The organism is Desulfothermus okinawensis JCM 13304 (assembly GCF_054654515.1).
The window spans coordinates 136,773-158,728 of sequence record NZ_BAAIEW010000002.1; the positions used below are offsets into that span (position 1 = coordinate 136,773).

22 protein-coding genes are annotated in these 21,956 nt (G+C 37.4%); 12 read left to right on the top strand and 10 right to left on the bottom strand.

Going from position 1 to position 21,956, the window contains the following annotated elements; translation table 11 throughout:
- The first annotated feature begins 8 nt into the window (after positions 1 to 8).
- The 6 genes from ACYQ0O_RS01645 (at position 9) to ACYQ0O_RS01670 (ending at position 5,820) form a co-directional block, all read left to right on the top strand.
- A complete protein-coding gene (locus tag ACYQ0O_RS01645) occupies positions 9 to 893 on the top strand; it encodes a CheR family methyltransferase (protein ID WP_459890031.1) in 885 nt (294 codons plus the stop codon).
- Positions 883 to 1,278: a PilZ domain-containing protein gene (locus ACYQ0O_RS01650; RefSeq protein ID WP_459890033.1), complete on the top strand. Its 396-nt coding sequence runs from the start codon at positions 883 to 885 to the stop codon at positions 1,276 to 1,278. Before ACYQ0O_RS01645 ends, ACYQ0O_RS01650 begins: the two co-directional genes overlap by 11 nt.
- The gene (locus ACYQ0O_RS01655) at positions 1,279 to 2,064 is read left to right on the top strand and encodes a ParA family protein (RefSeq protein WP_459890035.1); all 786 of its coding nucleotides are present in this window, start codon (positions 1,279 to 1,281) and stop codon (positions 2,062 to 2,064) included.
- A gap of 5 nt (positions 2,065 to 2,069) precedes the next feature.
- Positions 2,070 to 2,699: a chemotaxis protein CheW gene (locus ACYQ0O_RS01660; RefSeq protein ID WP_459890037.1), complete on the top strand. Its 630-nt coding sequence runs from the start codon at positions 2,070 to 2,072 to the stop codon at positions 2,697 to 2,699.
- Between the two features lie 96 nt (positions 2,700 to 2,795).
- Positions 2,796 to 3,179 (top strand): response regulator, encoded by a 384-nt coding sequence (locus tag ACYQ0O_RS01665; protein WP_459890039.1) that lies wholly within the window; start codon positions 2,796 to 2,798, stop codon positions 3,177 to 3,179.
- A 16-nt stretch (positions 3,180 to 3,195) separates the two neighbouring features.
- Positions 3,196 to 5,820 carry an Hpt domain-containing protein gene (locus ACYQ0O_RS01670; protein ID WP_459890086.1) on the top strand — a complete coding sequence of 875 codons (2,625 nt, stop codon included), beginning with the start codon at positions 3,196 to 3,198 and terminating at the stop codon, positions 5,818 to 5,820.
- Between the two features lie 174 nt (positions 5,821 to 5,994).
- Here the strand turns inward: ACYQ0O_RS01670 and thyX are convergent, their stop codons facing one another.
- From thyX to ACYQ0O_RS01715, 9 genes are all read right to left on the bottom strand, one after another.
- Positions 5,995 to 6,618, bottom strand: coding sequence for an FAD-dependent thymidylate synthase (thyX, locus tag ACYQ0O_RS01675; RefSeq protein ID WP_459890041.1), 624 nt, complete (start codon positions 6,616 to 6,618; stop codon positions 5,995 to 5,997).
- Between the two features lie 4 nt (positions 6,619 to 6,622).
- Positions 6,623 to 7,585: a Holliday junction branch migration DNA helicase RuvB gene (gene ruvB / locus ACYQ0O_RS01680; protein ID WP_459890043.1), complete on the bottom strand. Its 963-nt coding sequence runs from the start codon at positions 7,583 to 7,585 to the stop codon at positions 6,623 to 6,625.
- Complete coding sequence (gene ruvA / locus ACYQ0O_RS01685; protein WP_459890045.1) at positions 7,566 to 8,192, bottom strand: Holliday junction branch migration protein RuvA; 627 nt, start codon at positions 8,190 to 8,192, stop codon at positions 7,566 to 7,568. Before ruvA ends, ruvB begins: the two co-directional genes overlap by 20 nt.
- Complete coding sequence (gene ruvC / locus ACYQ0O_RS01690) at positions 8,189 to 8,674, bottom strand: crossover junction endodeoxyribonuclease RuvC (protein ID WP_459890047.1); 486 nt, start codon at positions 8,672 to 8,674, stop codon at positions 8,189 to 8,191. Before ruvC ends, ruvA begins: the two co-directional genes overlap by 4 nt.
- Positions 8,675 to 8,677: 3 nt before the next feature.
- A complete protein-coding gene (locus ACYQ0O_RS01695; RefSeq protein WP_459890049.1) occupies positions 8,678 to 9,427 on the bottom strand; it encodes a YebC/PmpR family DNA-binding transcriptional regulator in 750 nt (249 codons plus the stop codon).
- A gap of 22 nt (positions 9,428 to 9,449) precedes the next feature.
- On the bottom strand, positions 9,450 to 10,040 hold the full coding sequence (locus ACYQ0O_RS01700; protein ID WP_459890051.1) for an RlmE family RNA methyltransferase: 591 nt from the start codon (positions 10,038 to 10,040) through the stop codon (positions 9,450 to 9,452).
- Between the two features lie 82 nt (positions 10,041 to 10,122).
- Positions 10,123 to 10,536 carry a YkgJ family cysteine cluster protein gene (locus ACYQ0O_RS01705; protein WP_459890053.1) on the bottom strand — a complete coding sequence of 138 codons (414 nt, stop codon included), beginning with the start codon at positions 10,534 to 10,536 and terminating at the stop codon, positions 10,123 to 10,125.
- A complete protein-coding gene (locus ACYQ0O_RS01710; protein WP_459890055.1) occupies positions 10,536 to 11,756 on the bottom strand; it encodes a peptidase U32 family protein in 1,221 nt (406 codons plus the stop codon). Before ACYQ0O_RS01710 ends, ACYQ0O_RS01705 begins: the two co-directional genes overlap by 1 nt.
- Positions 11,757 to 12,614, bottom strand: coding sequence for a PHP domain-containing protein (locus ACYQ0O_RS01715; RefSeq protein ID WP_459890057.1), 858 nt, complete (start codon positions 12,612 to 12,614; stop codon positions 11,757 to 11,759).
- Positions 12,615 to 12,883: 269 nt separating this feature from the next.
- Between ACYQ0O_RS01715 and ACYQ0O_RS01720 the strand changes: the two genes are divergently transcribed.
- The 3 genes from ACYQ0O_RS01720 (at position 12,884) to ACYQ0O_RS01730 (ending at position 13,978) form a co-directional block, all read left to right on the top strand.
- Positions 12,884 to 13,078 (top strand): Trm112 family protein, encoded by a 195-nt coding sequence (locus ACYQ0O_RS01720; protein ID WP_075068178.1) that lies wholly within the window; start codon positions 12,884 to 12,886, stop codon positions 13,076 to 13,078.
- A gap of 104 nt (positions 13,079 to 13,182) precedes the next feature.
- Positions 13,183 to 13,593 (top strand): Hsp20/alpha crystallin family protein, encoded by a 411-nt coding sequence (locus ACYQ0O_RS01725; RefSeq protein ID WP_459890059.1) that lies wholly within the window; start codon positions 13,183 to 13,185, stop codon positions 13,591 to 13,593.
- A gap of 22 nt (positions 13,594 to 13,615) precedes the next feature.
- Positions 13,616 to 13,978 carry an Hsp20/alpha crystallin family protein gene (locus ACYQ0O_RS01730; RefSeq protein WP_075068180.1) on the top strand — a complete coding sequence of 121 codons (363 nt, stop codon included), beginning with the start codon at positions 13,616 to 13,618 and terminating at the stop codon, positions 13,976 to 13,978.
- Positions 13,979 to 14,012: 34 nt separating this feature from the next.
- Here ACYQ0O_RS01730 and ACYQ0O_RS01735 read toward each other — a convergent pair whose 3' ends face one another.
- Positions 14,013 to 15,323, bottom strand: a complete 1,311-nt coding sequence (locus ACYQ0O_RS01735; protein WP_459890061.1) for a lactate racemase domain-containing protein — start codon at positions 15,321 to 15,323, stop codon at positions 14,013 to 14,015.
- 124 nt (positions 15,324 to 15,447) lie between these two features.
- On the opposite strand from ACYQ0O_RS01735, the gene pgi reads away from it, so the two are divergent.
- From pgi to ACYQ0O_RS01750, 3 genes are all read left to right on the top strand, one after another.
- A complete protein-coding gene (gene pgi, locus ACYQ0O_RS01740; RefSeq protein WP_459890063.1) occupies positions 15,448 to 17,103 on the top strand; it encodes a glucose-6-phosphate isomerase in 1,656 nt (551 codons plus the stop codon).
- Positions 17,103 to 20,093, top strand: coding sequence for an acyl-CoA dehydratase activase (locus ACYQ0O_RS01745; protein ID WP_459890065.1), 2,991 nt, complete (start codon positions 17,103 to 17,105; stop codon positions 20,091 to 20,093). Before pgi ends, ACYQ0O_RS01745 begins: the two co-directional genes overlap by 1 nt.
- An 81-nt stretch (positions 20,094 to 20,174) precedes the next feature.
- Positions 20,175 to 21,911 (top strand): aldehyde ferredoxin oxidoreductase family protein, encoded by a 1,737-nt coding sequence (locus ACYQ0O_RS01750; RefSeq protein WP_459890067.1) that lies wholly within the window; start codon positions 20,175 to 20,177, stop codon positions 21,909 to 21,911.
- Positions 21,912 to 21,956: the final 45 nt, after the last annotated feature.

Below are 21,956 nucleotides of genomic sequence, written 5' to 3' on the forward strand. Positions count from 1 at the left end.
CGTTAAGTATGGTATTTTTGACTAAAACTACAACTCTTCGTAAAGATTATAAAATCAGTGATGAAGAGTTTAAACTTTTAAGAGATTTTATCTATAATCAGACAGGAATTTATATTGCAGACAATAGAAAATATTTATTGGAGACGCGACTGAGAAATAGGCTCAAGGAATTGGGTCTTAGTTCTTTTTCAGAATATTACTATTTTTTAAAATATGATCCTTCCAGAAGAAAAGAGCTTGAAAAACTTTATTCAGTTGTAACCACAAATGAAACTTCTTTTTTTAGAAATGAGCCCCAATTAAAAGTTTTTCAAAATATAATTTTGCCAGAGGTAATTAATCGAAAGAAAACAGTTAAAAAACTCAGAATATGGTCTGCTGGATGTTCAACAGGTGAAGAACCCTATACAATAGCCATAATCCTTCACGAGGTCTTGAAAGGAGAAATAAAAAATTGGGATATAAAGATAACTGCAAACGATATCTCGGCAGATGTGATTAGAGCGGCGAAGAGGGGAATATATGGAGAATATTCACTGCGTACAACCCCTGGATTCATAAAGGCAAGATATTTTGATGTTATTTCTGAGGGTAGATATAAGATAAAAAGAGAAGTCCAACAACTAGTGGAGTTTAAACAGATAAATCTAGTAGATGGACTTCAAATAAGACAAATTGATAAATCCCAGGTTGTTTTTTGTAGGAACGTTATTATTTATTTTGATGATGTCGCCAAAAAAAAAGTAATAAATTTTATTTACGATAATTTAGAACCTGGTGGTTATTTGTTTTTGGGGCATTCTGAGACCTTACACAATCTGTCAAGGGCCTTTGTGCCTAAATATTATCCTGGTTCAATTGTTTACAAGAAGGGGGAGGTTCGTGGAGGATAGTAAAGATAGGAGAAAGTATCAGAGGTTGAATAAAGAACTCAGAGTAGAGTTGAAGAGATTTATATTCCCAGTAAAGAGTCAGAAGGTTATTAAGACCAAGTGCTTGAACATAAGTCCTGGCGGAATCCTTTTGGATGTAGGAGAGAAGTTTAACATAGGTGAAAAAATACAACTTACTTTATATGTACCAGGGCTAAACAGATATCATCCAAGTTTTTTTAAGGTTTTTGAGAGTTCACTTAATCAATCACTGGTGGCGGTAGCTGAAGTAGTTAGAGTGGAACTTAGGGGTGGAAGCTATAAGGTGGGGGTAAAATTTTTAAATATATATGAGGATGACTGGAAGGCCTTATACAACCTTCTGTCTAGGGAAATTAAGAGTTAAATGGCCATATCTCACACAAATATTTTGGCAATAGCAAATCAAAAGGGTGGGGTGGGTAAGACTACCACAGCACTTAGTCTTGGAGCCGCTTTTGTTTTATTAGGAAAAAAAACACTTGTAGTGGATTTAGATCCCCATGCATCGGCAACAATCCATCTTGCCTATTATCCCGAGACCATTACAATAAGCGTTTTGGATATGTTTTTACGAGAAGAAATTGATCTGGATTTTTTATATTCATTGATAAAGAAGGACAAGAGACATTTTTTTGATTTTATCCCAGGTTCCATAAAGCTTTCAATGGTGGAGTCCGAATTAAGAGAAAGACCGGGAAAAGGGCTTATTTTAAAAAAAATAGCTAGAAAACTAACGGGTCAATATGAATACATAATTTTAGATTGTCCCCCAAATTTTGGGATAATCCTTGTTAACGCACTGGTGGCGTCAACACTCACAGTTATACCTATTCAGGCGGAATTTTTGGCACTTCATGGGTTGAAACTTACTTTTGATACTATAAGGATGTTGAATAAAGTTTTGTCTAAATCTATTTACTATAAAGCCCTTGCAACTATGTTTGATCAAAGGGTTGGTGCATGCAAAAGGGTGGTTGATGTCCTTAAGGAGAACTTAAAAGACAGATTTTTTGAAACCATTATCTCAATTGATACAAAGTTTAGAGAGGCCAGTGCCAGAGGTGAGATTATATATAATCTTTATCCAAACAGTAGGGGTGCAAAACAGTACATGCAGCTTGCAAAGGAAATAGAAAGTATAAGGGTATAATAATCATGGGTAGAAAGACTCCAGAACAATATCTTAAAGAGCATGTAATATTGCCAGAAGAGGCAGATGAAAAGGGAAGTTATAGCTCCTATGAGTTAGAGTTTATAAAAAAATACCTTGGTGAGGAGACACCTCCAGTAATAGATGTACACGGTCAAAAGATATCAGAGCCATCTGCTTATATAGAAGATGATATCAGATCTTTTGAAGAGGTTCAACTAGTTGGTTTTGAGATAGGAGATAGAGAAATTGCATTTCCAATACACTATGTCCAGGAAGTTATAAAAATGGTCAACTATACTAAGTTGCCATCATCTCCACCTAACGTTGTTGGTGTTATTAATTTGAGAAATAACATTGTGCCTCTCCTTGATGTTTATCCACTGATCTGTGACAGGACAAAAAATATAGAAGACTATAGATTTATAGTGATTTGTAATTTTAAAGAGTTTAAAATTGGTGTATTAGTTGAAAGGATAACTACCATGCACAAAGTTCCACAACAGGACCTGGAATGGAATATAGATAGCCGGATTGGTGCTAGTGGCGTTACAATGGGACTCATTAAAAAAGATGAAAGATTGATAGGTATTATGGATATAAATAAGTTAGTTGAAATTGTAATGGGTAGTTGACGAAGTTTATGTTTGTATGGCACTTGAAAAAAAAGAGAAATTTTTTTAATTGTTATCCCATATAGTAAAAAAATAAATTGGCAAAGAAGGAATGCTATGTCTGAAAAAAAAGCAATTTTAATTGTTGACGATTCAAAAACTGTGAGGAATTTGGTTTCATTTGTGATAAAAAAGGCAGGGTTTAAGGTTGTTGTTGCAGAAGATGGGCTAGATGGCCTGGAAAAACTATACTCTAACCCCGATATTGTGCTGGTGGTGAGTGACGTAAATATGCCCAGGATGGATGGCCTTACTTTTATAAAAAATATCAGAGAGCAAGAGGCCTTTCGAGATTTACCCATTATAATCCTAAGCACAGAAGGTGAAGACAAGGATATACAAGCAGGCCTAGAGGTAGGAGCTGATATTTATATGGTGAAACCAGCACAACCTCATAAGTTGCTTAAAAATATAAATATGTTACTTGGAAAAAAGAAATAAAAAAAGGATATGGGCCATGATGATGGATCAGGAAGTCTTGATAGATTTTATAGCTGAAGCAAGGGAACATCTAGAAACCATAGAACCCAATTTATTGGAACTGGAGAAAAATCCAGATGATCTTAGTCTGATAGATGAGATTTTTAGGCCAATGCACTCTTTAAAAGGTGCTTCTGGGTTTCTCAATTTAAACAAGATGAATAAATTGGCACATAAGGCAGAGAATATATTAGATGAGATGAGAAAGGGGAATTTAAAAAATACCCCTGAAATTATGGATGTAATTTTAGCTGCTACAGATGCCCTGAGACAGATGCTGGACAATCTAGAGGAAACTGGAGAAGAGGGAGATGTTGAAACTGAATCAATTATTGAGACAATAGAAAGCCTGTTAAAAGGGGAAATTCCCACATCCTCAGTTGAGGAGTCAGGATCTAGTAAAGGAGATAGTGAAGATAAAGGTTATTTACTTACAATTAATAGTCCTGAACACTTAAACGACTTTTTGGAGGAAGTTGAGGATAACATAGAGAATTTGAATAAGCTTTTGGTAGATATAGAAAAAGAGCCAGAAAGAAGTGAAGAAATTATTCAAGACATCTTTAGATACTTTCACAATTTAAAGGGCAATAGTGGGCTTATAGGATACAAGGAATTTTATGATCTGACCCATAAGGCTGAAAGCTTACTCAATTATTTTAGGCAGAATAAAGAGAAGATTCCCAGTGATATTTTAGATCTTCTTTTAAAGACCCTGGATCTCTTAGAGGAGATGGTGGATGCAATAGATCAGGAAAGTGGATTGGTAACCCCTCCTGATCTAAAAGGACTTCCCCAGGAACTGGAAAAGGTTATATCAAGATTAACAGGTTCTAAAGAGTCTGAAGAATCTGCTGCAGATAAAGGATTAGATGAGGGAGCAGAAGAAGCATTGGAAGAAGGTATGCATGTGGATGACGAGGATCTATCTATTTTTCTTGAGACTGTTAGACAACAGTTTGAAAATATAAAACTTGCCCTAGGTACCTTGGAGAAAGAACCAGATAATAAAGAGTACATTGATGGACTATATAGGGCCTTTATTTCCCTTAAAAATGCCTGTGAATACATGGAACTTGACGAATGTGCCAAATATGCTGATCAGACTGCTGTTTTAGTTGATCAGGGGAGGAATATGGAGGGAGGCTTTGATACCCTGCTCTCCATATTGTCCCAAGAGTCTGAGATACTGGAAGAGATGATAAATAAAGAGATAGAGAAACTCACAAAATCGCAGGTAGAAAAGATCTCAGAGAAACAGGATGAAGACGTTGGGTCACAACAAGAGATAAAAGAACAACCTGAGGTCAAAAAAGAAGAGACTAAAGAATCTAAAACTCAGCTCACCGACAATAAGAAAGGAGAACAAGATAAAAATAAACCACAAAAGTCTCAAAAAATTAAGAGCTCTGCAACTATAAGGGTAGACCATGAGAAATTAGATCATCTTATGAATTTAATAGGAGAGCTCATTATCAATAGAAATAGATTTGTAATGCTCACAAAACAACTGGAAGAGAGCCAAAATCTATCTGATATGATTCAATATTTTTATGAAACAACTGATGCCCTTGGGAGGATTTCTGACGATCTGCAAGATACCATTATGCAGGTGAGGATGGTGCCAATTCGAACTGTATTCTCCAGATTTCCAAGATTGGTTAGGGATTTAAGCAGGAAAAGTGGTAAAAAGATTGACCTTATCATTGAAGGTGAGGATACAGAGCTGGACAAGAGCCTTGTTGAGTTAATTGGTGATCCAATCCTACATCTTATTAGAAATGCAGTGGATCATGGTCAGGAAAGCCCTGAAGAGAGAGTGGCTGCAGGGAAACCAGAAGTTGGAAAAGTGTGGCTTCGCGCATTTCATGAGGGAAATTCTGTTATGATTGAAGTGGAAGACGATGGTAAGGGTATAGATCCTGAAAAAATAAAGAGCAAGGCCATAGAAAAGGGAATAATAACCCCGGAAGATGCCGAAAAAATGGATGATCGAGAAGCAATTGAACTTATCTTTGCCCCTGGTTTCTCCACCGCTGAAAAGGTGACAGATGTCTCTGGTCGTGGGGTGGGCATGGATGTTGTGAAAAATAACATCAAAAGTCTAAATGGAAATGTTTTTGTACACAGTGAAGTTGGTAAGGGAACAAAATTTACCTTATCTCTCCCCCTTACCCTTGCTATTATTGAGGCCCTTTTAGTGGATGTTGGGAAACAGACATATGCAATACCCTTAGATGCAGTGTCTGAAACCACAAAGATCAGCTCAGATAAGGTTTATGAGGTAAACAGGAGGAAGACAACCACCTTAAGGGGTGAGGTGGTAGGTCTGGTTGAGCTTGGAGATATATTGGGTGTGAAAAATGGAAGCGGAGGAGATAGAGAAATACTTCCTCTGGTAATAATTTCAGTTAATGAGAGAAAGCTTGGCGTGATTGTTGACAGGCTACTCCACAGACAGGAGATAGTAATCAAATCAATGGGTGATTACCTGGGTGATATTCACGGATTTGCAGGGGCAACCATTCTTGGGGATGGTAGGGTGATTTTGATCCTTGATCCAAATGAGATTATGAGTATTGCAACAGCCACTAAAAGGTAACAGATTAATGTGCCTATTTCTTTAGCTCCGATTATTGATTGTTATGGAGTAAGTGAATAGTGATTAGTTTTTAGTTATTAGTGAAAGGGTGAAGGATGAAGGTAGAAGGGTGAAGAAGACCTCGAACTTTGAACGTTGAACTTTGAACCTTAGGCACCCACAGACACAGCTAGATTAATATGTAATATCGTCAAAAATTACAGGGACCCTTTTTTTCAAGTCTTCTAAAAGGGGTATCATTATTTCTCTTATCTGTGGATGTGCCCTTTTTGAGCATCTAAGCTTAAGTACATGACGCCATTCTCTGAAATTTGCACTCATCACAATTTCTGCCTTGAGGCTATTGGGAAGTACAGAACGGGCTTCTTCAGGCCGTGCTCCACATCTGAGTAAATCCATGTATGCTTTTTCAGCCTGCTCCATGGCATTTAGCCATACATTATATTCTTGAGATCCCTCTTTAAAAAAACATGGCTTTATTACTGTGATCTCAGATCCAAAGCGATCCATGGAATAATTGGCATACCTAGTGCTTTCCTGGGAATAAGCTGCCAGCCTGTGTCTCACTAGCTCATGGGTTACTCCACGATCACATATAAACTTCACAGTTAAAAAGCTGTGCTCAATTACGCTTTCATGACCTGATCTAATTATTCTTCTAATAAATTCCTTGGCAGAATCGTGGGAGATTTTATGTTCAGATTTATAACAGGTCCTTCCAGCAGTTTCTATTACCTTTAAGATATCCTCTGGCTCTGGGAGATATAGTATTTCGTATGAGGGCTCTATTACTTTCATGACGCTACTCCAAAATTTGTATTTTTAAATGGTTATAGGCAGACCTTGTTGCAACCCTGCCCCTGGGTGTCCTTTTTATAAATCCAAGTTGAATTAAATATGGTTCGTAAATTTCTTCCAGTGTCCTGACCTCTTCACAGCATGCAGTGGCAATGGTCTTGATTCCAACAGGACCTCCTCCAAATTTATTGATTAAGACCCTGAGTATTCTCCTGTCCATGGAATCCAGCCCAAGGGGATCAATATCAAGCCTGTTAAGTGCCCTTTTTGCCACCTCTTCTGTTATTTTTTCATCTCCCTCAACCATGGCAAAGTCAATTACCCGTCTAAGGAGTCTGTTGGCTATCCTCGGGGTTCCCCTGGACCTCCTGCCAATTTCCAGTGCCCCATGCCTTGAAATTTCTATTCCCAGGACCCTGGCTGACCTTAAAATTATATTTGCAAGCTCATCTGGTGAATAAAAGTTTAGTCTGAAAATTACTCCAAACCTGTCCCTTAATGGGGAGCTTAAAAGTCCAATCCTGGTGGTTGCGCCAATTAAAGTGAATGGTTCTAAATCAATTTTCACGGTCCTTGCCCCTGGTCCTTGCCCTATGACAAGATCCAGTTTAAAGTCTTCCATTGCAGGATATAAAATTTCCTCAACTGCTGGGTGGAGTCTATGTATTTCATCTATGAACAATATGTCATTTGTGTTTAAATTTGTCAAAATAGCAGCAAGGTCTGCCCCCCTTTCTATAACAGGGCCAGAAGAGGTCATGAGATTTACTCCAAGTTCACTGGCAATAATCTTTGCTAGGGTGGTTTTTCCAAGGCCAGGATTTCCGTAAAGTAGTATGTGGTCTATGGCCTGGTTTCTCTCTTTTGCTGCTTTTATAAATACTTTCAAGTTCCTTTTCAGCTCTTCCTGTCCAATAAATTCATCTAAATTTTGTGGTCTAATGGATTCATCTTTTATTTTTTTCATGATTTTTTGCTAATTTTTTTAGAACATTCCGTATAATTTCTTCCACTAACAAGTCTGGATCGTTATTTATTTCCTGTTTTATGAAAAAATCAACTTCATCTTCCCTGTATCCAAGATTTTTTAGAGCTGATAATGCATCTAGGTATATTTGGTTATTTATTTTCTCAGGTTTTAGCCTGGATATATTTATATCCCGGGATTTTTCCAGTTTTTCTTTTAATTCCAATATAATCCTTTTTGCCGTTTTTTTGCCTATCCCTGGGACCTTGGTCAGTGCTGATACATTTTCTTTAAATATTGCTTCAATTAATTCATCTGGGGAGATCTCAGATAAAATATTAACTGCGCTCCTTGGACCAAGCTTTGTAATCTGGATAAGGCTTGTGAAAAGGTCTTTTTCTTCACTTGTAGCAAATCCATATAGGTCTATTGCATCCTCCCTGACAACAGTCTTTATAAAAAATCCAATTTCTTCTTTTTTTAAAGAGTTGTTGCCTGGCAAATGGTGTTTGGGGATAGTTACTTCATAGCCAACTCCCGAAGGAGTTAGAATAGTAACAACATCCCCTTTGATGAATATAATTTTCCCCTTTATGTATCCTATCATTTGTATTTCTTAAGTGTAGTCCTGATTAAGTGGTGGCAGATGGCAATTGCAATTGCATCACTGGCATCCTTTGGCCAGACAGGTTTTTCCCCCAAAATCTGACCAACCATAAAGGCAACCTGTGATTTGTCTGCCCTTCCCCTTCCAACAATGGTCTTTTTTACCAGGGTTGGTTCATAGGTATGGATGCTAATATTGTTATTTGTGCATGCCACCATGGCAGCTCCCCTTGCATGGCCCAAAGTAAGGGCTGACCTAATATTTACAGACATAAATACATCTTCAATTGCAGCTTCTTCTGGGGAGTATTTTTTTATGATACTTACTACTTCATTGTATATATACGATATCTTCTGGCTAATATCTTCTTTGGGATTTGGAGATATGACCCCGCTATCCACAAGGGTTAAACTCTGTCTATCCCCGGTTATTATACCAAACCCAGTATGTCTAATACCAGGGTCAAGTCCTAAGACTACCATAGGTTAATTTTTTAATTCTTCGTATAGTTCATCTGGAATTTCAAAATTGGCGTGTACCTTTTGCACGTCGTCGTGGTCATCTAATTGTTCATAGAGCTTCAATGCCTTTAGGGCAGTTTCTTTATCTAAATTTACATAGTTTTGAGGGATCATGGTTATTTCCGCATTTTCAAATTCAATCCCAGCCTTTTCATAAGCTTCCTTTACCTTGATAAAGTCTTCCACAGATGTTCTAACTTCATATGAATCCCCATCATCTACTATGTCTTCTACACCTGCCTCAAGACCCACTTCCAGGAGTTCATCTTCAGAATACTTTTCCTTGGAAAAGGTGAGAACTCCCATTTTTTCAAACATCCAGCCCACACATCCTGTCTCACCTAGATTTCCATTGTTTTTACTGAATATCTTTCTGATTTCAGCAACAGTCCTATTTTTGTTGTCAGTGACTGCCTCTACAATTATCGCAACGCCACCTGGACCATATCCCTCATATACAACTTCATCTAAGGATCCTGCAGAAATTTCCCCTGTACCCTTTTTGATGGCGGTTTCAATCTTGTCTTTGGGCATGTTAATGCTTTTGGCATAATCTATTGCCATTCTGAGCCTGGAATTCATAGTAGGGTCTCCGCCACCTACCTTTGCAGCAACCATTATCTCTTTAGTAGCTTTGGTAAACAGCTTTCCCCTTTTTGCGTCCTGGCGACCTTTTCTGTGTTTAATATTTGCCCATTTACTATGTCCTGCCATATTTCCTCCTACAAAAATTAGATTAAGCTAATTTCCTAAAACCCAAAATAAAGGTTTCTTTGCTCTCAGACCTGGAGCTTTTAGGCTTGTAGGTCTTAACTATTTTGAAAAATTTACGTACCTTTTTCTGAAAATCAGGGACATCAGGGCCATTAAAAATCTTGACAACAAATGAGCCCTGGTCCTTTAAAAATTTTAAAGCAATGTCAAGTGCATTTTCGGCAAGTTCTAGGGAACGTGACTGGTCTGTTATCTTAATCCCTGTGGTCTTTGGGGCCATATCGCTGAGTACCACATCAAATGGACTGTTTGAAGAGATAATGGTCTCCATGGGTGCGTCCATATTCAATATATCCCCTTTTAAGAAAATTATACCTTGGGAGATGGGGATTTTTAGCTCATTTAGATCAATAGCAATAACTTTGCCAGACGCACCGATTCTTGATTTAGCATACTTGGTCCATGAACCTGGGGATGCCCCAAGATCAAGTACCACCTGACCTTTTTTAAAGATATTAAACTTCTTGTCTATCTCTTTTAGTTTATAAACTGACCTGGCTGGAAAGTCTTCTTTTTTGGCCTTTTTAAAGTAATAGTCCCGGTAATTTTTCAAATTTTTCTCCTATCCCCTGAATTCAAACAAAATATATATGAAAAAGCCTACAAAGCCAAGGGGAAAACAGGTGATAGCCGTTTTAAATTGGACTTTTTGAGATAATATCAATGATCTCTTCCACGGTAAATAATTTTCCCTTTCCAATTCCAGGACACTGTCTTTCAATTTCTTTCCAGTTTTTTTCATTTCTCAAATTTTTGAGCCAGAATGGATAAGTCCTGCACTGCATTGGACGGACAGGATATATGGCACATGATTTATCTTTGTAAAAAACACAATTCCCATTTTTTAATTCTTTAATGCTATATGAATCTCTAAAAGGGTATAAAAAATCTTTTTTGAATTTTTTGGTATCTATATTCAGGAAATCTGAAATTTTTTTTATTTCTTCTTCTGTTACATATACAGTTCCTGGTTCACCTGTGCAACACTTTCCACATTGCTGGCATTTAAATCTAATTCCATTTGCGAAAAAATATCTCTTTAAATCCACTATAAATTACCCCTGACCAAAAAATTTTCTTTTAAATCCTCTGTATTGTATCTGAAATAACAATTGATCCCTGAGTTTACTTCTGTGATAGCATTTCCCCTTTCATCTTCAAATAAATAAGTTCCGGGATCTATTTTGGGCCTATTTAGACCTGGCATAAGGATTTCTAACCCTTTGTCTATGTCTATTTTATGCCTTACAGAAATTAAATATTTATCAGTTGATACCCTTTTTAATACCTTGAACACAACTGGATTTTTGTTACTTTTTGCCTCAAGTACATTTACCCTTTTCCCTGGTAAAAAGAATCCCGTATTTAATACCCTTGTGGCGGTATTTTTTAGTTCCTTTAGATATAAGGGCAGCCTTAATTTTTTTTCTTGTAAATCCTTAAGGGCTGTTTTATATACATCAATTACAACTCCAAGATATGAGCTTGTCTTATTGCGGCCTTCAATTTTTATGGCATCAATATTATTTACACAAAACCATTTTAAGTATTTAATTAGGCATAGATCTTCAGCAGCAAAAAAAGAGCTAAATTCATGATCCTCAAAATATTCCCATAAGATCCTGCCTGGCCTTTCCTTTTCCTCCACTGCAATACCTCTAATTTTATATAAAAATCTACACGGGTGGGTACAGAGCCCTTGATTTGCAGATCTGTTATTTAAGTAAGCGCTTAAACTGCACCTACCAGAGATTGCCATGCACATGGCACCGTGGACAAAGACCTCAAGCTCTATATCCTTATGTGCATCTCGAATACTTTTTATGTGTTTTAAAGTTGTCTCTCTGGCAAGGTTTATTCGCTTAATTCCCTGTTTTTTCCAGAATGAAACACTTTGGCTATTTGATGTGTTTGCCTGGGTAGATAGGTGGATGGGTAGATGGGGACACTCCTGTTTTACTATTTCTATGACACCTGGGTCTGCACATATTACCCCATCAAAGGGTATGTGTTCAATTTCCTTGAGGTATGTTTTAAACTGACTTATTTGGTGGTCATATAAATATGCATTTAAACAGAGATAAGCCTTTTTCTTGTATCTTTTAATGAGTTTTACTGAATTTGTTAGCTCTTTGTTTGTAAAGTTTGCCCCCTTTGCCCTTAAGTTAAATTTTTCACCACCAAGATATAGTGCATCTGCTCCATAAGTCAGGGCAGTTTCCAGTCTATCCATGTTGCCAGCAGGGCAGAGGAGTTCTGGAATTTTCAACTAAAGCCCCCTTTTTCTCCTGTATCTCTTCATCTCTTCAACAAGCTTGTAGGGTATCTTTAAATTACCCCTACCCCAACCAAGCTGTATATGTTTTTTTACTGTTCCATGGAAATCTGATCCCCCACTAACCAGCAGATCAAGTTCCATACAAAACTTGAGATAGGTTTCAGTCTGTTCTTTTGTGTGTTCAGAATAATACACCTCCATGCCATCTAACCCCATTTCCTTGAGTCTGATTAGCTCTTGTCTTAATTTTTCATCTGATAGGTTGAGGGAAAAGGGATGGGCCAAAATTACTGTTGCGCCTTCTTTTTTTAAAATAGAGATTGCCTTTTTAGGAGAAAATTTGGTCTTTGGGACATATGCAATTCCAGATGGTCCAATGTATTTGTCAAATGCTTCTTTTATGTCTTTAGCTGCCTTTTTTGCCACAAGGACCCTTGCTATGTGGGGCCTACCAACAGTTGATCCTGTCTCTACTATGCCAAGCACATCCTCATATGAAATATCTACTCCAGCATCTATTAATTTCTCAATTATCTGCTTGTTTCTATCATGTCTTTTTTTTCTTAAATACTCAAGTTCATAAGCTACGTGTTTGGGTTCAAGGGGCAGCCACAGGCCAACTATATGCATCTGTCCCATTGGATATTCAACACTTAGCTCGCACCCTGGAATCACTTCCACACCTTTTTCTTTTCCAGCAAAATAGGCTTCTTTTAGACCCTTTGTGGTGTCGTGGTCAGTTATTGCTATTGCCTTAAGACCAATTTCTCTGGCAAGTTTAACGACCTCTGTTGGTGAATAGGTCCCGTCTGATGCAGTTGTGTGCACATGTAAGTCAATGTATTCCATTAGTCTTAGCTCCTGTTTTATAAGAAAAAACCGTTTGATCTTTTTTAGTTGGTTATTTAGATTTAGTCAAATGAGGAAATTAATATAGTGAATAGTGGATAGTGGGTAGTGGAAGGTAGAAGGGCGAAGGGTGTATGTGAAAGTGTGAGTGTATATGGGAGTTACAGACCACAGACACAGATCACATACACAGACACATCAAAGCTTGAGACTTTGGAGTTAATGGAATAAGCAAAAAAAGTTCACCATTTTTTTTGAGGAGGTTTAAAATGGCGTTAAACAAAGAATTACTGGATATTCTGGCATGTCCAAAGTGCAAGGGGGATCTGGAGCTTACAGAAAACGAAGATGGGCTCATATGCTACCAATGTAAGCTGGTTTACCCAATAAAAGAAGAAATCCCCATTATGCTTATTGAAGAAGCAATAAAATTGGAAGATTTTATTGGTAGTAACCAGGACTAAAATTTAATATCCCCACTTGACACCTCCTGTTTTGATATTAATTTCTATGTTAGAAATGATTAAGAAAATAGAAAATAAAAACATAAAACAGGAGGTGATTTGATATGGTACTAGATTTTAATACATTATATGATATACCAAGTACAATAGAGAAGTTTTTTGATGAACTGTGGGCTCCATTAGAGATAAGTCAAAGGAGACTTGCCTATCCTCCAATCAATATTGCAGAAGATGAGAATAATATTTATGTAGCAATGGAGCTTCCTGGAGTAGATGTAAAAGATTTAGATCTAACAATCTCTGATAAGAGTTTGATATTAAAAGGTGAAAGGAAATCAGATGAAGCTGAATACATTCGTCAGGAAAGGCCAACAGGTTATTTTCAAAGAATTATAAATTTAAATGTTGATGTTCAAAGGGATAATATTAAAGCTAAGATGAAAAATGGAGTCTTGGAAGTAGTTCTTCCAAAGGTAGAAGAGATAAAACCAAAAAAGATACAGATTGAATCTTAAATAGAAAAAAGGAGGTGATATTATGGCAACTGAAGTAGTAAAAAAAGAAGAATATCCAAAGGTACAGCCTTTTACAGATATAATACATAAAGACAATTCCTATTACATTGTAATGGATATGCCAGGAGTACCAAAGGAAAATCTAAATATATCAGTAGATAAAGATGTATTGACCATTGAGGCAAAGACTGACTTTCCTACCTTTGAAGGAAAGGATTTGCTCAGGAGTGAGTTTGGTAATGTAAAATACGTAAGACAATTTACATTATCAGATGCTGTTGATAGGGAAAAGATTTCTGCCAACTTGAAAAATGGGGTATTAACACTTACCCTGCCAAAGGCAGAAAAACTTCAGCCAAAGAAGATAGAGATACAAGCTGAATAAAAAGGCCGGGTTTGTCCCGGCTTTTTTATTTTCTTTAAATCAAGGGGAAAGTAGATCCAGCTTCTTTAAATACATATACAAGGGGTCTTTTCCCAAGCTTTTTAGATCCTTTCTCTATTACCTGTTGTGGAGCATAAAAGTTTTCAAAAATCCCCAATTTTTTTGTCTCATCCCTGGATATTGTTGGGGCATGTACATACAATCTATAGTCAGCCACTAAATTCACAGTATAATAGGTCAAAAATTTCTCTTCGGGATTTTTATTTGCGCTAATTAATTCCACAAATTTCCATATCCTCTTTTTTCCCAAGACCTTTAACAGGAGTCTTAGGAATGGTAAAGGAAGGGATCTGTTGGGGAGGGTTATGTCATCTATTCCTTTTTTTGCCGCTAAAAATCCCATTATTATTCCGTTTTTCTTAACAGCTGGAAGGGTGTTCGCAACCCCTTTCATCCCCTGTTTTAAATTTATATCCATGGGATGAGAGCTAACTATTATTCCATCTGCCTTTTTTGGTACATTCAACCCAGATATTTTTTTGCAGATGCAAATCCCCTCTCTATGGGCAGATATTGGATGGCCGCTTACACAGTCAATTATCCTATTTTCCCCGTCAAGCAGGACATTTACCATAAAGATATCTTTTTTTAACAGGTTGTATACCTCTTCCAATTGAAGTCTAAAGGAATTTCTGTGAGGTTCATATCCAACCCTGTTTACCTCATAAGGTGGCCTGGCAATGAGCATGTGGTGTTCTGAAATGGATTTAGCAGACCCAAGGCCAGGGAAGATGAGCTTCATGCCTCCGCCATATCCTGCCCACAGATGGGGTTCAATCATTCCTATTAGGACTATGAAATCACTAAGTAAAAGCTCTCTATTTAACTCAATATCTAATCCCAAAGATGTCCTTCCAATGGATATATTTTGGTCTTTGTCATATGCATCATGGTTTTTCCATCTTATATATTTTAGATTCTCTGTGCCTATTTTTTCTTCCATCTCCATTTGGCTCATCTTTGTGTGTATCCCAAGCCCAGGGATAAGGGTTATGTTTTTTTCCTTGGCACCTGCTTTTTTTAGCTCATCTATTACAAGATGAAAAAATTTATATACTGGTGTTGGCCTAGTGTTGTCATCAACTACAATCAGCACCTTTTTGTCCTTTAAATCCTTTTGTCCAATTGGTATTTGTTCAAAGGGATTTGCCATTGACCTTTTTATAACCGATACTTCATCCCCTGTTTGAGCCCCTATTTTTTGTGTATCAGGTATTACTATCTCCCAGTTATCAGGGACTTTTAGGGACAACTTTTTTTCTCCAAATGGTAGATCTATTTTCATACCCACCTCTTCTTAATTAGTAATTGACCTTTATGGTTGTTTTAACCTATATTTAATCAGAATTGTTTATGTTTTTCAAGGTGTTGGGACAAATTTAATAAAATTATAAACAAGGAGCAATACCATGGGATATTTTTTTTCAAAAAGTTTAGCATATAAGGATTTGTGTAAACACTACACCGAGATAAGAGATATACATATGAGGGATATGTTTTTAGATGACAGAGACAGGTTTTACAGATTTAGTATAAAATTAGGTCCAATAATGTTTGATTATTCAAAAAACAGGATAACATCAAAGACCATGGCGCTACTTTTTAAACTGGCAGAAGAGGCCTCTTTAAAGGAAAAAATTCAGGGTATGTTCTCAGGAGATATTATAAATGTAACTGAAAATAGACGTGTTATGCACTGGGCACTTAGATCTCCTGAAAACAAAGAAGTAATTGTGGATGGTAAGGACTGGTCAAAAGAAATACATTCAGTCTTAAGGAGGGTAAAGGGATTTGTTGAGGACATAAGGTCTGGAAAATGGAGGGGATTTACAGGTAAAAGGATTACAGATGTTGTAAATCTGGGGATAGGGGGATCAGACCTTGGGCCAAAGATGGTTGTCAGGGCACTGGATTTTTTGTCTTCAAAGGACCTTAAAGTGCATTTTGTATCAAATGTGGATCCAGCACATTTAAATAAGACCATTGAGGATTTATCTCCTGAAACAACCCTGTTTATTATTTCTTCAAAGTCATTTACAACCCAGGAGACAATGGAAAATGCAAAAAAAGCCAGACAGTGGGTGGTTGAAAATTTAAAAGATGATAGGTGCGTTGAAAGACATTTTGTGGCTGTTTCAACTAACAGGGAAGGGGTAATTCAATTTGGTATAGATCCCAAAAACATGTTTGAATTCTGGGATTTTGTTGGTGGAAGATACTCTCTGTGGTCTGCAATTGGGACATCTATTGCTATTTCTATTGGATTTGAGAATTTTGCCCAGCTCTTAAAGGGTGCCCACATGGTGGACAAACACTTTAAAGAAACTGAATTTAAAGAGAATATACCGGTTATTATGGGCCTTTTAGATGTATGGTATGTAAATTTTTTTGGGGTGAGATCCATTGCCATCCTACCCTATTCCCAGTGTCTTGAGGAATTTCCAAATCACCTTCAGCAACTAATTATGGAATCAAATGGGAAGCGAATTACAATGGATGGAAGAGAAGTGGATTTTGATACATCACCGGTGATTTGGGGGCGGGTAGGAACAGATGGCCAGCATTCCTTTTATCAACTTCTTCATCAGGGCACACAAATAGTACCATGTGATTTTATTGGATTTGTAAAAAATCCATATAACACAGAAGACCAACATAAGATATTTATGGCCAATTTTTTTGCACAAACCCGGGCACTTATGGAGGGGAGAGATGAAAAACAGGTACTTGAGGAACTCAAAACCAGTTCAAAGGATAGAGATGAGATAAACAACATCCTGCCGCATAAACTATTTCCTGGAAATAGGCCATCCAATTCAATTTTAATAGATGAGCTAACTCCCTATAGCCTGGGAGCCCTTATAGCGCTATATGAGCATCGTGTCTATGTTTCCGGATGCATATGGAATATAAATTCCTTTGATCAGTGGGGGGTAGAGCTTGGAAAAAAACTTGCTAAGGACATAATAGATAAATTAGATAAGGATCAGTTATGTGGCTTTTATGATTCATCTACAAATGGACTAATCAATTACTACAATAAAACAAAGAGAGGTGATTTATAGTGTATTATCTGGGAGTTGATGTAGGCTCTGTTAGTATTAATGCTGCTATAATTAATGAGAATGGAGAAGTTGTATATGAAGCACCATATACAAGGCACTTTGGAATAATATATGATAAAACTTATACAGTTTTAGAGAATATTTTTTCAAAATATCCCATGGAAGAAATTTATGGAATATTATTTACAGGTTCAAATGGAAAATTGATAGCAGAGGTTTTAGATGCACCATATGAAGTGGAGACAATATGTATTGTAGAAGGTGCAATTAACATAGTTCCTGGGGTTAAATCCATTATAAATATTGGAGGACAGGATGCAATGTTATTTAACCTGTCCTATGAAGGAGATAGATTTTTTTTGACCAATTTTTCAATAAATGGTCCATGTGCATCTGGTACAGGTTCATTTATAGATCAACAGGCAGAAAGGCTGTCAATAGCCATGTATGGAGCAGATTTTAAGCTCACCCAGGATAAATTAGACACAACCCTTAAGGACTTTATAGACCTGGGTCTTAAAAGCACATCTCCAGCACCTGTGGCATGTAGGTGCACAGTATTTACAAAGTCTGACATGATCCACCTGCAAAATAAAGGGGAGCCCATAGAAAACATAATTGCGGGTCTCCACCATGGAAATGCCAAAAACTTTGTGAGCACAATAGTTGGCAATGTGGAAGTGGAACCACCAGTTATATTTATTGGCGGAATGGCTGCAAATAGGCTTCAATATATTGCACTTAAAAAATACTTTCCAGACCTTATTGTCCCTGATTTTTTTGCATCCATTGGTGCAATTGGGGCAGCAATTCTTTCTAGAAAGGAATTAAAACCTTCAGCAATTAAAATAGAGAAGTTAAAAAGGGCAACAAAGGGAAAATCTGTTGACTTTCCAAGGACCTATCCCCTCTCCCTTGAGCTTTCCTGTTTTAATGAAAGTAAGGACATAACTCCTCCACATAGATCTGGGATAGTTAAAGGCTATCTTGGTGTAGATATAGGTTCTACCAGCACAAAATATGCATTTATTGACTTAAAAGGAAACATTATTTCCAAGTGTTATGTGACCACCAGGGGAAAGCCAATAGAGGTTACCCAGTATCTCCTTTTAGACCTTATAAAAAAGCTTGGGGAAGATGTTAATGTCCTAGGGATCTCCACAACGGGTTCTGGCAGGAATGTGGTTGGGGATTTTCTAGATGCAGACCTTATCATAGACGAGATAACTGCCCATAGCAGAGGTGCGGTGCATATAAACAAGGAAGTTGACACTATATTTGAGATAGGTGGTCAGGATTCCAAATACATTAGGATAAAAGATACCCATCCAGTGGATTTTGACATGAACAAGATCTGTGCAGCAGGCACAGGAAGTTTTTTACACGAGCTGGCAAATAAACTGGGGATAAATATTGTGGGTGAGTTTCAGGAAATAGCACTTAGCTCGAAAAATCCCATTAACTTAACTGAGAGATGCACAGTATTTATGGAATCTGATTTAATGGGATATTTGCAGCAAGGAGCCAGGATCCAGGATTTAATAGCTGGACTTTGTTATGCAATTGTTCACAATTATTTAAATAGGGTGGTGGGCAAGAGGTTTATAGGGAATAAAATAATGTTTTTAGGTGGCCCATCCTTAAATAAGGCAATTGTGGCTGCTTTTGAAAAAGTCCTTGGTAAAGAGATTATAGTTCCTCCGCACAGGGAAGTGATGGGTGCTTATGGGGCTGCCCTGCTCATAAAAGAACAAATGGAAAAATCTGGGAACAAACAAAAGGATAGGAATATAAAGGAGCTGGCAATAAGTGAAGTGGGTTATAAAGAGATAATATGCAGGGCGGATATTACTTGCACCAATGAATGTAAACTAAAAGTATATAATTTCCATGGTAAAAAGAGTATATGGGGTGGGGAGTGTGGTAGATATGAGGTGACAAATTATCTGGGAGAACCCTGTGATGATTATTTTTTAAAAAGGGAAGAGATATTTTTAGATATCCTTAAACAATGGGACGTTGAGCCTGGTAAACTCAATACCATAAACAGCTCTCCTGTTATAGGGATCCCTTTTGCTATTCAATTTTTAGAGTGGGGCTTTTTCTGGTCAATATTCTTTAGAGAACTTGGATTCAATGTGTATCTTACCCCCAAAACCCAAAATAAGATAGCTACTCTTGGGGTGGAATCTGTTGTAACTGATATGTGTTTTCCCATTAAGGTGTTTCACGGACATGTAAAATATTTGATTGATAGATGTGATTTTTATTTCCTTCCAAATGTAATAGATATGCCAGCATATTCTGATAATGAAAAGTCCATGTTTTGTCCAATGGTGGCAGCATCAGCATATATTGTAAAAAGAGCGATTTCAATTGATGATAAAAGAATTTTACAACCACATGTGTATCTAAGGGATGGTCCAGAACATCTGACAAAAGATTTATATGAGGCCATGGGGAATAAGTTTAATGTTACCATAAAAGAAATAAAAAGGGCAGTGGATTTAGCTTTTTCTAAGTACAATTCCTATAAAAAGGGATTAATTGATATAGGAAAAGATGTACTTTCTAAAAATGGAGACAAGCCAATCTGGATAATAAGTGGCAGACCGTATAATTTATATGATGTTAGACTAAATCTTCACCTTGGCTCAAGGTTATCAAAAAGGGGAATTTTAGCACTACCAATGGATTTTATTGATGTCTCCCAAATAGATTTATCAGATTTTCCAAGGATGTACTGGGGCTTTGGATCAAGGGTTTTAAGGGTAGCCAAGTATGTAAAAAAACATCCAAATCTCTTTGGGGTCCATATTACGAATTTTAGTTGTGGACCAGATTCTTTTATAGAACATTTCTATAAGTTTATTTTAAAGGATAAACCATATCTCATACTTGAATTTGATGAACACACAGGCGTTGCTGGTGTCTTAACAAGGATTGAGGCCTTTTTTCATGTGGTGGAAAGTGTTATGAAGGGCTACTGAAATTAATTAATTGACATAATTTTGTCTAAGGGTGTAACTAAAGTAATTAATATTTAAAAATAAAAAAAGAGGGGGTGAGTTATGGAAAAATTGCTCAGGATTAATACAAGGACAGGTGAATATAAATTTGAGGGGGTGGGGGATGATCTAAAATTTCTTGGGGGGAGGGCCCTTACATCAAGGATTATTAGAAAAGAAGTACCTGCCAAGGCTCATCCTCTGGGAAGGGACAATAAGCTGGTAATAGCGCCAGGAATACTAACTGGAACTCCAGTTGCCAATTCCGGAAGGATATCCGTTGGAGGGAAATCTCCTTTAACAGGTGGAATAAAAGAGTCTAATTCTGGCGGATCCATGTCCCAGAAATTGGCAAACCTTGGGATAAAAGGGATTGTTTTAGAAGATAAGCCAGAAGATAGTCGGGTTCCAAGGGTGGTTTTTATTAACAGTGAAGGCGTTGCCATTGAGGAATTCCCGGAGCTTTCAGGAAAAGGCACCTATGATACTGCAAAGAGGCTTTTTGAGAGATATGGGGATAAAGTGGCCATTATGGTGATTGGTCCTGCAGGTGAAGATTTACGCCTTGGTGCCTCTATTCAATTTACTGACCCAAGGGGTCGACCAGCAAGGGCTGCTGGTAGGGGAGGACTTGGTGCTGTTATGGGGTCTAAAGGTATTAAGGCAATTGTTGTGGACGATAAGGGCGGAAAAGGAGTATCCATTGCAGATAAAGATGCATTTAAAGCTGCTGCCAGAAGGTGGGTGGAAATCTTAAAGGGACATCCAGTTACATCACAGGGACTCCCATCTTTTGGAACTGCTATTTTGATAAATATAATCAACGAGGCTGGTGCACTCCCCACTAAAAATTTCAGGTATGGGCGTTTTGATAAGGCAGCTGATGTAAGTGGTGAGAAAATGGCAGAGATAATAGAAAAAAGGGGAGGGGTTGTTAAAGAAGGATGTCATCCAGGATGCATTATCCAGTGTTCCCAGGCATATGTTGATGAAAATGGGGAATATATCACGTCAGGTTTTGAATATGAGACAGTGTGGGCACTTGGTCCCAACACCACAATATCAAATTTAGATGACCTGGCACACCTTGATCGACTCTGTGATGACCTTGGGCTTGATACTATAGAGATGGGAAATACCATTGCTGTTGCAATGGATGCTGGTATAATCCCATGGGGAGATGGAAAGGCTGCAATTGAACTTTTAAAAAGGGTCTATAATAAAGATGATTATCTGGGAAAAATAATTGCCAATGGTGCGTCCTTTACAGGAAAGGCCCTGGGAGTTGATAGGGTACCTGTTGTAAAAGGCCAATCCCTGCCTGCATATGATCCAAGGTCTGTAAAAGGGGTTGGGGTTACATACGCCACTACCCCAATGGGGGCTGACCATACAGCTGGATATGCTGTGTGTCAAAATGTCCTGAAAGTTGGAGGGGATATAAATCCCTTGAAAAAAGAGGGAAATGTTGAGGTCTCTAAAAATTTACAGATTGCAACTGCAGCGATAGATTCAACTGGTTTTTGTCTCTTTGTTGCATTTGCAGTTCTGGATACAGAGGATGCAATGGAGACCATGGCAAATCTCTTATCTGCAAAGATGGGCAAAAAAGTGACTGTAGATGATATAATTAATTTAGGTGTGAGTGTTTTAAGAGATGAATATTCTTTTAATGTTGATGCAGGGTTTACTAAGGCCCATGACCAGTTACCAGAATTTTTTATAAAGGAAAAACTACCTCCTCACGATACTGTTTGGGATTTTACAGTAGAAGAACTCCAGGCTGCCAAGGTGCTTTAAGAAAATTGAGGGGTGGACAACTTGTCCACCCCTTTTTAATGAGTT